The sequence below is a fragment of the Ruminococcus sp. CAG:330 genome (genome assembly GCF_000437175.1).
Taxonomy (GTDB): Bacteria; Bacillota; Clostridia; order Oscillospirales; family Ruminococcaceae; genus Ruminococcus_C.
Genome location: NZ_FR898093.1, coordinates 1,672 through 16,595, shown reverse-complemented (window position 1 = coordinate 16,595; position 14,924 = coordinate 1,672). Strand labels below are relative to the sequence as shown.

At 54.3% G+C, this 14,924-nt stretch carries 14 protein-coding genes; 11 read left to right on the top strand and 3 right to left on the bottom strand.

Annotated features, from left to right (window positions below; genetic code table 11):
- Positions 1-187: 187 nt before the first annotated feature.
- The 4 genes from leuB to QZL66_RS11375 all read left to right on the top strand — a co-directional run bounded on the left by leuB (position 188) and on the right by QZL66_RS11375 (position 4,401).
- A complete protein-coding gene (gene leuB, locus QZL66_RS11390; protein ID WP_022411842.1) occupies positions 188-1,276 on the top strand; it encodes a 3-isopropylmalate dehydrogenase in 1,089 nt (362 codons plus the stop codon).
- A 203-nt stretch (positions 1,277-1,479) separates the two neighbouring features.
- The gene (locus QZL66_RS11385; protein WP_022411841.1) at positions 1,480-2,667 is read left to right on the top strand and encodes an ATP-binding protein; all 1,188 of its coding nucleotides are present in this window, start codon (positions 1,480-1,482) and stop codon (positions 2,665-2,667) included.
- 79 nt (positions 2,668-2,746) lie between these two features.
- A complete protein-coding gene (ilvA, locus tag QZL66_RS11380; RefSeq protein WP_022411840.1) occupies positions 2,747-3,943 on the top strand; it encodes a threonine ammonia-lyase in 1,197 nt (398 codons plus the stop codon).
- A gap of 80 nt (positions 3,944-4,023) precedes the next feature.
- Positions 4,024-4,401, top strand: coding sequence for a RidA family protein (locus tag QZL66_RS11375; protein ID WP_022411839.1), 378 nt, complete (start codon positions 4,024-4,026; stop codon positions 4,399-4,401).
- Positions 4,402-4,475: 74 nt separating this feature from the next.
- Here the strand turns inward: QZL66_RS11375 and QZL66_RS11370 are convergent, their stop codons facing one another.
- On the bottom strand, positions 4,476-4,721 hold the full coding sequence (locus QZL66_RS11370; protein ID WP_293615172.1) for a helix-turn-helix domain-containing protein: 246 nt from the start codon (positions 4,719-4,721) through the stop codon (positions 4,476-4,478).
- Between the two features lie 85 nt (positions 4,722-4,806).
- On the opposite strand from QZL66_RS11370, the gene QZL66_RS11365 reads away from it, so the two are divergent.
- The 3 genes from QZL66_RS11365 (at position 4,807) to QZL66_RS11355 (ending at position 7,658) form a co-directional block, all read left to right on the top strand.
- Positions 4,807-4,989 (top strand): hypothetical protein, encoded by a 183-nt coding sequence (locus QZL66_RS11365; RefSeq protein ID WP_022411838.1) that lies wholly within the window; start codon positions 4,807-4,809, stop codon positions 4,987-4,989.
- A gap of 134 nt (positions 4,990-5,123) precedes the next feature.
- Positions 5,124-6,380: a serine hydroxymethyltransferase gene (gene glyA, locus QZL66_RS11360; protein WP_022411837.1), complete on the top strand. Its 1,257-nt coding sequence runs from the start codon at positions 5,124-5,126 to the stop codon at positions 6,378-6,380.
- Positions 6,381-6,383: 3 nt separating this feature from the next.
- Positions 6,384-7,658, top strand: a complete 1,275-nt coding sequence (locus tag QZL66_RS11355) for a replication-associated recombination protein A (protein ID WP_022411836.1) — start codon at positions 6,384-6,386, stop codon at positions 7,656-7,658.
- On the opposite strand, the gene QZL66_RS11350 is transcribed toward QZL66_RS11355, so the two are convergent.
- Complete coding sequence (locus tag QZL66_RS11350; RefSeq protein ID WP_022411835.1) at positions 7,649-8,011, bottom strand: hypothetical protein; 363 nt, start codon at positions 8,009-8,011, stop codon at positions 7,649-7,651. The genes QZL66_RS11355 and QZL66_RS11350 overlap by 10 nt on opposite strands.
- Positions 8,012-8,356: 345 nt before the next feature.
- Between QZL66_RS11350 and QZL66_RS11345 the strand changes: the two genes are divergently transcribed.
- Together QZL66_RS11345 and QZL66_RS11340 are read left to right on the top strand one after the other, a co-directional pair.
- Positions 8,357-9,709 carry an MATE family efflux transporter gene (locus QZL66_RS11345; RefSeq protein WP_022411834.1) on the top strand — a complete coding sequence of 451 codons (1,353 nt, stop codon included), beginning with the start codon at positions 8,357-8,359 and terminating at the stop codon, positions 9,707-9,709.
- Positions 9,710-9,748: 39 nt separating this feature from the next.
- Positions 9,749-11,341 (top strand): cellulose-binding protein CttA-related protein, encoded by a 1,593-nt coding sequence (locus QZL66_RS11340; protein ID WP_022411833.1) that lies wholly within the window; start codon positions 9,749-9,751, stop codon positions 11,339-11,341.
- Positions 11,342-11,658: 317 nt separating this feature from the next.
- Here the strand turns inward: QZL66_RS11340 and QZL66_RS11335 are convergent, their stop codons facing one another.
- The gene (locus tag QZL66_RS11335) at positions 11,659-12,594 is read right to left on the bottom strand and encodes a mechanosensitive ion channel family protein (protein ID WP_022411832.1); all 936 of its coding nucleotides are present in this window, start codon (positions 12,592-12,594) and stop codon (positions 11,659-11,661) included.
- 533 nt (positions 12,595-13,127) lie between these two features.
- On the opposite strand from QZL66_RS11335, the gene QZL66_RS11330 reads away from it, so the two are divergent.
- Both QZL66_RS11330 and QZL66_RS11325 read left to right on the top strand, forming a co-directional pair.
- On the top strand, positions 13,128-13,667 hold the full coding sequence (locus QZL66_RS11330; RefSeq protein ID WP_022411831.1) for a hypothetical protein: 540 nt from the start codon (positions 13,128-13,130) through the stop codon (positions 13,665-13,667).
- Positions 13,668-13,679: 12 nt separating this feature from the next.
- Complete coding sequence (locus QZL66_RS11325; RefSeq protein ID WP_022411830.1) at positions 13,680-14,654, top strand: 2-hydroxyacid dehydrogenase; 975 nt, start codon at positions 13,680-13,682, stop codon at positions 14,652-14,654.
- The last annotated feature ends 270 nt before the right edge of the window (positions 14,655-14,924 follow it).

Genomic DNA, 14,924 nt, shown 5'->3' with positions numbered 1-14,924 from the left:
AGCCCCAACCAAGTCAATCCACAACCAAAATCACCGACACAGCCCCCTCCGTACCGGCTTTTTTATGGCGAAACGCAGAATTCTCACAAAAACCTTGTAATTTTCATCAGAATGATGTATAATAAATAGGTATCTGGAGGAAATCTCTGATTTTCTCTGCGAATCTCAACAAAAAGGAGTCTTTCCCATGAATTTTAACATTGCATTGCTTCGGGGCGACGGCATCGGTCCGGAAATCGTAGACAGCGCAGTTGCTGTGCTCCACAAGATCGGCGAGAAATACGGTCACACCTTCCACTGTACGCCGTATCTCATCGTCGGCGGCTGTGCCATTGATGCCACCGGCATTCCCCTGCCGAAAGAAACCATCGATGGCTGTCTGGCAAGCGACAGCGTTCTGCTGGGTGCCGTTGGCGGTGCAGTCGGTCACAACAAGTGGGATCAGATGCCCCCGCACCTCCGTCCGGAAAAGGCACTGCTGGGCATCCGTGAGGCTCTGGGACTGTTCACCAACCTCCGTCCGGCAAAACTGTATCCGGCTCTGAAGGGTGACTGCCCCCTGCGGGAGGACATCGTGGCAAAGGGCTTCGACATCATGATGGTGCGTGAGCTGACCGGCGGCATCTACTTCGGCGAGCGTGGCAGACGAGAGGGCAAGTACGGCGAAGAGGCATACGACACCGAGTGCTACAGCAAAATGGAAGTAGAGCGTATCGCACGGGTGGCTTTCGAAACTGCCCAGAAGCGGAACAAGAACGTCATCAGCATCGACAAGGCAAACGTGCTGGAAAGCTCCCGTCTGTGGCGTGAAGTGGTTCACGAAGTGGCAAAGGATTATCCGGACGTCACCCTCACCGACATGCTGGTGGACAACGCTGCCATGCAGCTGGTCAAGAATCCCAGACAGTTTGACGTAGTTGTTACCTCCAATATGTTCGGCGACATTCTGTCCGATGAAGCTTCCCAGATCACCGGTTCTATCGGTATGCTGCCGTCGGCTTCTCTGGGTGCAACCAAGCGCGGTATGTACGAGCCGATCCACGGCTCTGCACCGGATATTGCCGGACAGAACAAGGCAAACCCCATCGCCACCATTCTCTCCGCAGCCATGATGCTCCGCTATTCCTTCGACCTCATGGACGAGGCACAGGCAATCGAAGATGCTGTGGACGCATATCTGAATGCAGGCTACCGCACCGCCGATCTGGCTGGCGAGGGCGTAACACCGCTGTCCTGCACGGAGTGCACCGAAAAGATCATTGCACTGCTGAAGTAAGCAGTATTCTTAGAGCTTGTATTCATAGGAAATATATGCGGATTTTCGAGCAAATTTTTTTGCAGACAAGGCAAAAATTTGCGGGCATACTTTCGTATGGCAAGAATTTTTAACGCAGTATGCAACAAAATTTGCCGAAAAGACGTAGATAGACGCCTATGAACACGAGCTCTTATAAAAAATAGTCGAAAGAGATGACCCATATGACTCCCAGAGAAGAAATCGGATACGGGTTAGATGCCCTTGTCATTTTCCGCAGTTTACAGCAGGATCCGGTGCTTCGTGCACTGATGCAGTTCTGCCACACCGACAAGGAGAACACACCCGCACAAATCCGCTTTTACAGCGCCATGGTCTCCGCTCTGTATGAGCGGGCGGACGACCTCACCGGCTATCTGGAACAGATCGTTTTGGAACACGAAAACGTCTACGTTCAGCGTGCCGGCGCCGGCGAGTCCATTTCGCCGAACATGGAAACCTGTCTGCACACAGAATTGAAGCTGCTGAACCGCATTGCTATGCTGACGCCTGCCATGGTGCAGGCGGAGATGCAGACCAGCATTCCCCTGCCGGCATGGCAGACCCACAAGACCGATCTGGATGCCCTGTACACCCGGCGTGTGGCAGAGATCTCCAAGCACGGCTACGGCATCTATGCACGGCATCACATGTTCACCGTAGGCGCAAGCGGCGACTTGATTCCGGTACAGTATCCCGACCCCATCACACTGGAACAGATGGTAGGCTACGAGCGGGAGCGCAGCATTGTGGTGGAAAACACCAAGGCGCTCCTCGCCGGAAAGTATGCCTCCAACGTCCTCCTCGCCGGAGATGCCGGCACAGGCAAATCCGCAACGGTCAAGGCGATTGCCAATGCATTCAAGGGCGACGGACTGCGGCTCATTGAGCTGAATAAAGACCAGCTGTGCTACATTCCGCAGATCATGGATCACCTGTGCAAAAATCCGCTGAAGTTCATCCTCTTCATTGATGACCTCACTTTCTCGGAGGATGACCCCAACTTCGGCACGCTGAAAGCCACGCTGGAAGGCAGCATTGCGGCACGGATGCGCAACACCGTCATCTATGCCACCAGCAACCGCCGCCATCTGGTCAAGGAGACCTTCGATGACGGCAGCGACAAGCACTCCAATGACACCGTACAGGAGCGCATCTCCCTGTCGGAGCGGTTCGGCATCACCATCACCTACAGCCGGCCGCAGAAAAACCTCTATCTGGAAATCGTCCACGCTCTGGCAGAACAGAACGGACTGAACATCCCCGCAGAGGAACTGGACGCACAGGCAGAACAGTTTGCCCTCCAGAAGAGCGGCAGAAGCGCACGTGCCGCAAAGCAGCTCATCGACCAGCTGCTCACACAGCAGTCCTAAGGCAATCCTGCGCAAAGTTCTGCAAGCTTTTCGGCGGTACTGCCATCATTTTATTTCTTATGGAAAGGAAGTCCTATCCATGCTGACATTGGATAAAATCTATCAAGCAAGTCATGTGCTCCGGAGTGTCATCCGGAAAACCGACCTGATTCAGGCACCGAAGCTGTGTCCGGACTGTGATCTGTTTCTGAAAACAGAGAACCTGCAGGTCACCGGCTCTTTCAAGGTTCGTGGTGCCTATTACATGATGTCCCAGCTGACAGAAGAAGAAAAGGCACGGGGTGTCATCGCCTGCTCTGCCGGCAACCACGCACAGGGTGTGGCTCTGGCTGCGGCAAAGAACCACATGAAGGCGCTCATCTGCCTGCCGGACGGTGCGCCGATCTCCAAGGTAGAAGCTACCAAGAGTTACGGTGCAGAGGTCTGCATGGTCAAGGGTGTCTATGACGATGCCTACAACAAGGCTGTGGAGCTTCAGAAAGAACACAACTACACCTTTGTTCATCCGTTCGACAATGAAAACGTCATCGCCGGTCAGGGCACCATCGGTCTGGAAATTCTGGATCAGATGGCAGACGTGGACGCAGTGATCGTCCCCATTGGCGGCGGCGGACTGATCTCCGGCGTGGCATTCGCCATTAAGCAGCTGAACCCGAATATCAAGGTCTACGGCGTACAGGCAAGCGGTGCACCCAGCATGTACGAGTCCATTCACAACGACAAGATCACCTGTCTAGACTCCGTTTCCACCATTGCCGACGGTATCGCCGTCAAGGAACCGGGCCCCCATACTTTCGAGTATGTCAAAAAGTACGTGGACGACATTGTGACTGTCACCGACGACGAGATCTCCGCAGCCATTCTGGCACTGATCGAAAAGCAGAAGCTCATCGCCGAGGGCGCCGGCGCAGCATCGGTAGCTGCGGCAATGTTCCACAAGGTTCCCGTAGAGGGTAAGAAAGTGGTTTGTCTGGTTTCCGGCGGCAACATCGACGTGACCATTCTGTCCCGTGTCATCAAGCGCGGTCTGCTGATGTCTGGCAGAAGCTGCATGCTCAACATCGAGCTGCTGGACAAGCCGGGGCAGCTGAAAGATGTCTCCCGCATCATCGCCGATCTGGGCGGCAATGTCATCTCCATCCACCACGAGCGTGCCAGTGAGGGCAGCGACATCAACGGCTGCTTCCTGCGCATCACCATGGAGACAAGAGATTATGCACACATTCAGGAAATCCGCAGTGCCCTGATGGAAGCTGGATTCCATCTGGTGGACTGAGAACCCGTCTTCACGAGCGGATACAAGTGTCTTGTGAAAACAGGTTCTGAGTTTCCTGTTATAGAAAAGAGGTTTTTATCATGGATACCATTTACACCAAAAACGCACCGGACGCCATCGGCCCGTACTCGCAGGCAGTGAAGGTCGGCGAGATGCTCTACACCTCCGGTCAGATCGCCATCAATCCGGCAACCGGCAAGGTAGAGGCTGATGACATTGTGGGACAGTCCAAGCAGGTCATGGCAAACCTGAAAGCCGTTCTGGAGGCAGCCGGCACCGGTTTCGACAAGGTTGTCAAGACCACCTGCTTCCTCAAGGATGTGGCACGGGATTTTGGCGCATTCAACGAAGTGTATGCCGAGGCAATGGGCGATGCAAAGCCGGCAAGAAGCTGTGTCGGCGTGGCAGACCTGCCCAAGGGCGTGCTGGTAGAGGTTGAGGTCATCGCTGCACTGTAAGCGCTGACTTCCGAAATCGCAACACCAGTCAAAAGCGGAGAACGTTTTCCACACGTTCTCCGCTTTTTGCACACCTATGCACGTTTTTTTCTGGGATACGGCGTTTTCTCATCGGTTCTCCCCATGAGGTAATCCACACTGACACCGTAGAAATCCGCAAGAGTACCAAGCGCCTCCAGCGGAATTTCCCGTGTCCCAAGCTCATATCTGGAATATGTCACCTGTGAACAGTGCAAATAATCTGCAATGTCCTTTTGGCGCAAGTCCGCATCTTCCCGTAAATTCCGAAGTCGTTGTAATAGCAAATCTGTTTCCCCCATTTTTTACTCATTATAGGGCAAACCGAAATGGTATATTGACTTATAAACCAAATTGGTATATAATAAGCAAAAAGGAGGTTTCCGCATGCCAGACTACAAAAAACCCTATTTCCAATTGTTCTGCATCATCTGCGATACCATCGAGGAGCTGGAGCAGCTTTTGGCAGATGACACCATTCCGGCACCGTCCGCCCTGCTTCTGAAAAAGCGTATTCTTTTGCTGAAAAAAGTACAGCAGGAAACCGAGGAACTGCTGATACAGGAATGACAAAATCTGCTATCTTTCTGCGCCGGCTGTTTTTTCGAGAAAAAGCTTGTATTCTCCCGTGATTTGTAGTATAATGAGAGTGTATCGGCATGCAACCGCTGCCGGCAATTCACGTTTGAAAAGGAGTTTTGACAATGTACCAGAATATGATGGACACCATTGGTTTTGTTTCGCAGTTCGATCCGGAAGTGGGCGCTGCTATGAATCAGGAGCTGGGTCGCCAGCGCCGCAATCTGGAGCTGATCGCCAGCGAGAACCTGGTTTCTCCGGCTGTTATGGCTGCCATGGGCTCTGCCCTCACCAACAAGTACGCCGAGGGTCTGCCCCACAAGCGCTACTACGGCGGATGCGAATATGTAGATGTCGTGGAGGAAATCGCCATTGCGCGTGCCTGCAAGCTGTTCGGCGCAAAGTATGCCAACGTACAGCCCCACTCCGGCGCACAGGCAAACACTGCCGTATACTTCGCACTGCTCCAGCCGGGCGATACCGTAATGGGCATGAGTCTGGCGCACGGCGGCCACCTGACCCACGGCTCTCCGGTCAACATCTCCGGCAAGTACTTCCACTTCGTTCCCTACGAGTTGGGCGATGATGAGTACATCGACTACGACCGTGCCGAGGCTCTGGCAAAGGAAGTCAAGCCGAAGCTGATCGTTGCCGGTGCCAGCGCATATCCCCGCATCATCGACTTCAAGCGCCTGTCTGAGATTGCAAAGTCTGTCGGCGCATACCTCATGGTAGACATGGCGCACATCGCCGGTCTGGTAGCCGCAGGCGTTCACCCGTCGCCGGTACCCTATGCCGACATCACCACTACCACCACCCATAAGACACTCCGTGGCCCGAGAGGCGGTCTGATCCTCACCAACGACGAAGAGCTGGCAAAGAAGATCAACAAGGCGGTATTCCCCGGCACACAGGGCGGCCCGCTGATGCACGTCATCGCAGCAAAGGCTGTCTGCTTCGGCGAAGCACTGAAGCCGGAGTTCCAGACCTACGGCAAGACCGTTGTTGCCAACGCCTCCGCACTGGCTGACGGACTGATGCAGCGTGGATTCCGTCTGGTTTCCGGCGGTACGGACAACCACCTGATGCTGGTTGACCTGCGCCCCTTCGGCGACCTCACCGGTAAGGAATTTGAGCGCCGTCTGGACGAGGTGTTCATCACCGTCAACAAGAACGCCATCCCCAACGACCCGCAGAAGCCGTTCGTCACCAGCGGTATCCGTGTCGGCACACCGGCAGTCACCACCCGCGGTTTGCAGCCGGCAGATATGGACACCATCGCACAGGCAATGTACCTGGCTGCCTCCGACTTTGAAAACAAGGCAGAGGAGATTCGTGAGAGCGTTTGCGAACTGTGCGAGAAGTACCCGCTGTACGAATAATCCATGCATACACCCTTAGCAGACCGGATTCGCCCGCAGACACTGGATGACGTGGTGGGACAGCGCCAGCTGCTCGCTCCGGGAAAGCCCCTGCGGCGAATCATTGAGAGCGGGAAAATCCCCAACATGATCTTCTATGGTCCCTCCGGCGTGGGAAAGACCACCGTGGCACGCATCATCGCCGACAGCACCTCCATGACACTCCACAAGCTGAACGGTACCTCTGCGTCTACCGCAGACATTCGGGATGTGGTGGCAGAGGTGGGGACGTTCTCCGGCATGAACGGCATCCTGCTCTATCTGGACGAAATCCAGTATTTCAACAAGAAACAGCAGCAGCTGCTTCTGGAGTACATGGAAAACGGACAGATCACCCTCATCGCCTCCACCACAGAGAACCCCTATTTCGCCGTCTACAATGCCCTCATCAGCCGTTCCACGGTGTTTGAGTTCAAGCCGGTTCCGCCGGAGGAGCTGGAACGTGCGGTGGCACGCGGCTTCCGTCTGATGGAGGAGCAGCTTGGCACACCGCTGCATCTGGCAGAGGGTGTCTGCGGCTGGATCGCACGGGGCTGCGGCGGCGATGTGCGCAAGGCACTGAACACTGTGGAGCTGATCGTGCTCTCCGGCGAACAGACGGAGGACGGCATCGCCATCTCCGGCGAACTGACGCAGGAGCTCACCCAGCGCAGCAACATGCGCTATGACCGTGACAACGACCAGCACTATGATCTGCTGTCCGCCCTGCAAAAATCCATCCGCGGCTCCGACGAAAATGCAGCCCTGCACTACACGGCACGGCTGCTGGCAGCAAATGATCTGCTCTCGGTCTGCCGGCGGCTTCTGGTCATTGCAGCGGAGGATGTGGGGCTTGCCTATCCGCAGGCGATCACCATCACCAAAGCGTGTGTGGACAGCGCCCTGCAGCTGGGACTGCCGGAGGCACGCATTCCCATTGCAGAAGCTGTCATTCTTCTCGCCACCTCGCCAAAATCCAACAGCGCCTACGAAGCGATCAACAAGGCAATGGCGGATGTGGAGGAATACGGTGCGCCGGATTTTCCACGGCATCTGCAAAACAGGCACTTCGACGGCGCAGACGCAGCCGTTCGCGGACAGCACTACCGCTATCCCCACGACTACCCCAACCACTACGTCAAGCAGCAGTATCTGCCGGACATCCTGCGGGACAAGGTGTACTACACCTTCGGGGACAACCGGCAGGAACAGGCTGCCGCCGCCTATCGAAACAAGATTCTCAAAGAGGATCAAACGTAAAATCGAATTTTTTTGGAAGCCGGAGTTTCAGCCGGCTTCTGTTCCATCTGGGGAACAGAAGCCGAAAGATATTCCAGCGCCACGTCATACAGTCCGGACGGCGGTGTTTCCCGCCGCACCAGATCATTGGCAAAGGCAATGGTTCGTTCCAGACTCTCGGAGAAGTCCGGCAGCGTCCGGATCTCTCCGGTGCGCATGTCCTCCAGAATCACCCCGTACGCCGGTCTGGTCTTGCCATGGCCGGCAACAGCACCGGCAGTGACACGGTAGATGACCCGATTGCTGCTGTACACCTCCATGTATACGGCGGTGTGCATCGGTTTGGCACGGGAAATGGTCTGCGGTCGTTTCATGATACTCCCTCCTTTCGCAGCGGAATGCTGTTTTCAGCATAGCACATTCCGCAGAAAAAAGAAAGCATAAAAAACCGGTCTTTTTGTCCGAATTTCAAAGATTTTCTCGAACCGGAACGCATCCGCCACAAAGCCGACACATTCCGGAAAGATTCGGCAGGACTCCCGCAATTTTGCTGAAAGTGATGCAATTTCACACATAAATCTTTGTTGGATTTGCGACTAGACGAATGCACCGGAGATTGCTATAATAGAGAAACGTAAATTTCAAAGTCAAACGTACGCCGCTGATGGGTTACCAACAATACCATGCCGGATACGCTTTCCCGAAAGGAGTTTCTCTTTATGACAAAAGATATGACTGCCGGAAAGCCGCTGGGTTTGATCCTGCGCTTTTGCGGCCCTATGGTACTTGGAAACATTCTCCAGCAGCTGTACAGCATGGTGGACACGGTGATCGTCGGACGCTATCTCGGTGCCAATGCGCTGGCAGGTGTCGGCACAACCGGCGCCATCAGCTTTCTGGTCGTCGGATTTGCCACGGGCATCTGCACCGGTCTTTCCATTCCGGTGGCGCAGGCATTCGGTGCCGGCGATTACCGCAGCATGCGCAAGTACATCGCCAACTCTTATTACCTCGGCGCACTGATCGCAGTGGTGCTCACTGCCATTACCATGGTTGCCACGGGAACCATCCTGCAATGGATGCGCACCCCGTCGGACATCTACACCTACGCCTATGATTACATCATCGTCATCTTCGGCGGCCTCCTGACCTCTGTCATCTATAACCTGCTGGCGGCAATGCTCCGTGCAGTGGGCGACAGCAAGTCCCCCATCCTGTTTCTAGCAATTGCCTCGATCCTCAATATCATTCTGGACTTCGTCTTTTTGCTGGGACTGAAAACCGGTGTTGCCGGCGCAGGCTATGCCACCGTCATTTCGCAGGGCATCTCCGGACTGCTCTGTCTGTTCTACCTCTACCGGAAGTTTGAGGTCATGCGCTTTCAGCATGGCGAGATGCGTCTGGAACTGAACCGCTGCGGACATCTACTCTCCATCGGTCTGCCCATGGCATTGCAATTTTCCATTACCGCCATTGGCTCGATCATTCTCCAGACCTCTGTGAACACACTCGGTTCTGTTGCCGTTACCAGTGTCACCGCAGCACAAAAAATCTGCGCCATTGTCATGGGACCGCTGGAATCCCTGGGGATTACCATGGCAACCTACTGCGGGCAGAACCTTGGGGCACGCAAATTCTACCGCATTCGTGATGGCATCCGTGTCAGCCTGATCGTGTCCATGTGCTACTGCATCTTCTCCATCCTGTTTCTTTGCTACCTGGGGAAATACACAGCATACCTGTTTCTGGATGCCTCGCAGACGGAGATCATCCGTCTGGCAGTACGGTACATGCGCATCAATGCCGTATTCTATCCGGTACTGGGCATTCTGTTCATCCTGCGGAACTCTCTGCAGGGCATGGGCTATAGCCTGATGCCCATGATGGCAGGCGTGAGCGAACTGGCGGCCCGGTCGCTGGTGTGCTTCCTGCTGGTGCCGGTGTACGGATACGATGCGGCAATTCTGGCAAGCCCTGTCGCATGGATCTTTGCAGATATCCTGCTCATTACGGTATATCTGCTGGACATGCGCAAATTAAAGCAGCAGCTGATCGTGGTCAATCCAGCCTGACCGGCATCAGCAAACACCCCTTTCCAGAAAGGATTTCTTATGAAAAAAATTGGCTCTCTCATCACAGCATGCTGCCTGAGTCTTGGCATGTGCAGCATGCTGGCACCGCAGTCGTTCTCTGCTTCGGCAGCTTCTGACAGTGCGAACCCAAACGCCTACACCCTGCGCATCGTTCCGGAGCGGACGACCGTTTCCAGCGAGGAGCTGGCAGCAGGCGATGTGATTATTCCGGCTTCCATCTATATCACCGGCAGCACGGAAAATCAGGTTTCCTCGGTCAAGATCAAGTACAACAGCGACGACAGCCACATTTACTTCCAGAACATGAAAACGGCGTCCACCCGATACACGGACGACCGCAGCTATACCTGCAGTGCCGGCACATTCCAGACCAAGTTCGAGCCGTACTGCTTCGGCATTCTCGCCTCCAACGGCAAGACGCTGCGCTATAACAGCAACTGCTCCATGATCGCCACGACAGAGTATGCGCTCGATCCCATTTTCGGCGCATCCCTGCGCAGCAACGGCGAGGGCGGCGTGAAGTTCTCCGTCCAGTACTATCAGGGCGTGGACACCGACGGCGATGGCATTCTGGAGCGTGACACCGCCACCGGTCTGATTACCCATGAATATAGCTGTCCGGTCACAGTGGATGAAAACGGCAACGGCACATTCTCCTACACCTATATCCGGCAGGACAACTATCAGGAGGACACCGCAACCAAGAAGCTCCCCCGCTATGACGCATCACTTCCGGTAGACGCTCTGGTTCCGGACACCTGCGATAGTGTGTCCTGGCTCACCGGCACCAGCACCCTGTCCACCGGTGCCGCTTTCCTCGGCGCAAAATCCGATGAGTTTCCCTTTATGCAGGTGGACATCGTCATCCAGCAGGACACCCCCGACGGACTCTATCATGTCAACTTCGGACAGGAAGTGTCGGCACAGCTCGGCCCGGACTGCTCCATGGACAGCAGCGATCATAAGAAATACGATCTGAGCTATGAGAACGCCACCATCAGCGTGGGCGACATCTCCGACGTCACCGTCACTTCGGTGGAAAAGGATGACACCGCCCTCTACACTGCTGAGGACACCAGCGCAATCAAGGCCTCCGATTTCGCCGTCTCCATTCAGGGTACGGTCACTTATGCAGACGGCACTGTGGCAGAAAACGCAGATATCACCGATCTGGTGGACTGCAAGGGTGCGACACCGGAAAACCTGTACACCCAGCTGGCGGGCAGCAACGGCTACGTCAAGTCTAACGTCCAGCTGTACTATCAGGACACCCCCCTGAAGTGGAACAGCGAGCCTCTGACGCAGCACGTTCTGGTGGGCAAGAAGGGCGATGTGGACTTCGACGGCAGCGTGACACTGGACGACTCGTTCGCCGTGCTGTCCTATTACTCCAAGCTGGCAGCGGGCGCTGATGTCAAGCTGTACAGCGGTACAGAAACTGATCCCGCCATGGAACAACTCGCCTTCTATCTGGCGGACACAGACACCTGCTCCAAGGTCGGCAAGACGGACACTGCCGTCATCGACATCGATGATGCTTTCAACATCCTGCAATACTACTCGGCATTCGCAGCAGGCTCTTCTATCTCCTGGGATAAGTTCGCCAAGTAAACGCCTGCCCCGCATGACAATTGCAACCACATAACAAAGGCACAGCCCCGCACGGGACTGTGCCTTTTTTTGCAGCCGGTTCTTCCCTGACTCGTCCGGATTATCCAGAAAAAGTAAAACGCACACCTGAGGGAGCAGGTGTGCGTTTTAGTAAGGGGATTTTTATGAAAAAAATTTTTAAGAAAGAATAATTATATTATACTCACGCATCCCCCATTTGTCAAGCGCTTTTTTGAAGATTTACAAAAAGTACATATTTAAAATGCAACGTTTTGAAACTTGAACAATTGCGAAAACAAATTTCGTCGCAATTTTTGTCACTTTGACGAATCTTTGCTGTTCACTGCGGGAACATGGACATCCATCTGCGGATACGGGATGGAAATCCCGGCAGCGTCAAACGCCTTTTTCACGTCCTCCAGCAGGCGATAATGCAGCGCCCAGTAGTTTTCGCTCTTCACCCAGACCTGAAGCCGCAGCGTCACGGCGCTGTCGTCATGGGCGCTCACAAAGACCTCCGGTACCGGATCCTGTAATGCCTCGGGTGCTTTCTCGCAAACCTGAAGCATCACCTGACGGGCATGGTCGATGTCGTCCTCATAGCTGATGCCGAACAGCAAGTCCACACGTCGGCGTTCCTTGTCGGTGTAGTTGATGATCTTGTTGCCGGCAACAACACCGTTTGGTACATAGACCGCCGTGTTGTCCGGCGTGATGATTCGGGTGTACAGAATGTTGATGGCTTCCACCTTACCGACAGTGCCGTTGATCTCTACAGTATCGCCTGCCTTGAGAGGCTTAGAGAACAGAACGATAAATCCGCCCGCCAGATTGGAGAGGCTGTCTTTCAGTGCCAGCGCAACTGCCACACCGGCGGAGGCAATTACGGCGACAATGGAATCCATGGGAACATCCAGCAGAGAGAGCACGATCACGAACAGGATTATATACAAAACGATCTTGATGACCGAGCGCAGAAAGCTGGACATGATGCGGTCCATGTTGGCATGCTCAAAGGCGTGGCGGACAATGCGCATGATCTGTTTGACCAGAAAAAGTCCGATCAGTAGAAAGATCAGGGCAAAGATCAGGGACGGCAGTCCGTTGAGAAAGGGCGTGAAGATTCTGGACAGGATGCTGGTTGCCTGCTCCACCTCTCCACTGACGGTGTCCGCCACGGCCTGTACCGGCGTGGTCTCCTGCGTTGCCGTGGCAACGGGGGTGGCGGACTGGGCGAGGAATGGGATATGCATCAATACGATCAACTCCTTGTTTGATTCGGGAGCCTGCTGCTCCCGGTGTTGCGTGACTTATTATAGCGTATTTTGAAAAAAAGGTCAAGTTTTTGGAAAAGACAGACGGTTTGCACGAAACCCTGTTCCACGAATCCGGCATGCGCATAAATATGGGAGCACCGGAAATCCTATGAAAAACCGAGGGAAAAATCCCGATATAAAGATGTGTATTCTTTTTTTCCAAAACTGATTTAGTATGAAACGCAATAAATATGGCTCCCCTGAAAGGGGAGCTGGCAGTGCGTAGCACTGACTGAGGGGTCTCCACTTATGCCAAAAACAACATAAAAAGATTTTTCGAAAGTATAAAAAGACTTTACGAAAAAACCTCTCCACCGCCTAACGGCGGTCCCCCTCCCCTTTCAGGGGAGGCTATCATGAAAATTGATTGCCATGCTTTCAAACAGCGGACAGGTTGACATTTCATGTATTTTCTGGTAAGATAAAAACAACCGGACACCGTTTTTGTTTTTCATGAAAGAAGGCGTTTTATGCAGTCTGTCAGCTATCGCATTGCATTGGGCGGGATCATCGCCTCCCTCTGCATGCTCTCCATGTTTCTCACCGGCGTGTTCCCCATGTTCTACCTGCTGCTTCCCATGGCATCCAGCGTTCTCATCTTTATCATGGCCATTGAAACCAGCACCTACTGGGGATTCCTCACCTATCTCTCCGTCGGCATTCTCTCCATTTTTGTCACACCGAACAAGGATGCTGCACTGGCATTCCTGCTCTTTTTCGGATACTATCCCCTGATTCGTCCCAAGCTCCAGAAAATCCATTGCAAGCCCCTCGCCTTTCTCCTCGGTCTGGCGATCTTCAACGCAGCCGTCTTTGCCTTTTTCGGACTGACGGTGTACGTGCTGGGCATGAAAGAGCTGCTGGAATCTCTGGGCGACTACGGCAAGTACGGCGCATGGATCATGCTGGGCATCGCCAATCTCATGTTCCTGTGCTATGACTACACCATGTGCACGTTCCGCATCCTATACCAGCGGCATCTGAAGCCGCGTATTTTCCCAAAACGATAAGGAGGCATTTCCATGAAAAAAATCGCATTTTTTGACGCAAAGCCCTATGACCGCACCTGGTTCGACCAGCTGAACCAGCACTATCACATCAAATACTACGAGCACAAGCTCACACCGGATACGATCTCCCTCGCCCACGGATGCGAGGCAGTCATTCCCTTTGTCAACGACACACTAGACCGCACGGTCATTGACGGGCTGTGTCAGGAGGGCATCAAGATGATCGCCCTCCGCTGCGCCGGCTACAACAACGTGGATCGGGACGCTGCACGGGGACGCATCCCTGTGGTGCGTGTTCCCGGCTATTCGCCCTATGCGGTGGCGGAGTTCACCATGGGGCTGCTGCTGACGCTGAACCGCAAGATTCACAAGGCGTACTTCCGCACACGGGACTTTAACTTCTCCCTCAACGGACTGGTGGGCTTCGACCTCCACGGCAGAACCGTCGGCGTCATCGGCACCGGCAAGATCGGACAGATCTTCATCCGCATCTGTCAGGGCTTCGGCATGCACGTTCTGGCATACGACCCTTATCCCGTACAGGATGCCGGCTTCCCCTATGTATCGCTGGAGGAGCTGCTGGCAAAGAGCGACATCATCTCCCTGCACTGTCCGCTAACGGAGCAGACACGCCACCTCATCAACAGGGACACCATCGCCCAGATGAAAGACGGCGTGTATCTGCTGAACACCTCCCGTGGCATGCTGGTGGAGAGCGAGTCCCTGCTGGATGCCCTCAAGAACGGCAAGATCGCCGGCGCCGGACTGGATGTCTACGAGGAGGAGACGGAGTTCTTCTTCGAGGATCGCTCCGACACGGTACAGCGGGATACGCTGCTCTCTCTGCTGGTATCCATGCCAAACGTGGTGCTGACCTCCCATCAGGCATTTCTCACCAACGAGGCGCTGCATAACATTGCACAGGTCACACTGGACAATCTGGATGCCTATTTCAAGGACGGCACGGTACTGAATGCGGTGCAATAAGGGCAAGGACACGGTTCATCGTGTTCTTACATATTTTTAGGAAACACTGGTTTCCTCTATCATCGGACACGGCACGCCGTGTCCCTACAAGCAACATTTTGCATAAAATCAGAGCGATTCCGAAATCGACCCGCTGGCAATCAGTTTATTTCTATATTCTATATACAATAAGAGAAAGAAGGAACTTTTTATGCTGCCTGAAACCGTCAGAAATCACATTCACGCCCACCAGAGCGAAGCCGTGGAAACCCTCTCCAAGCTTATCGGCTT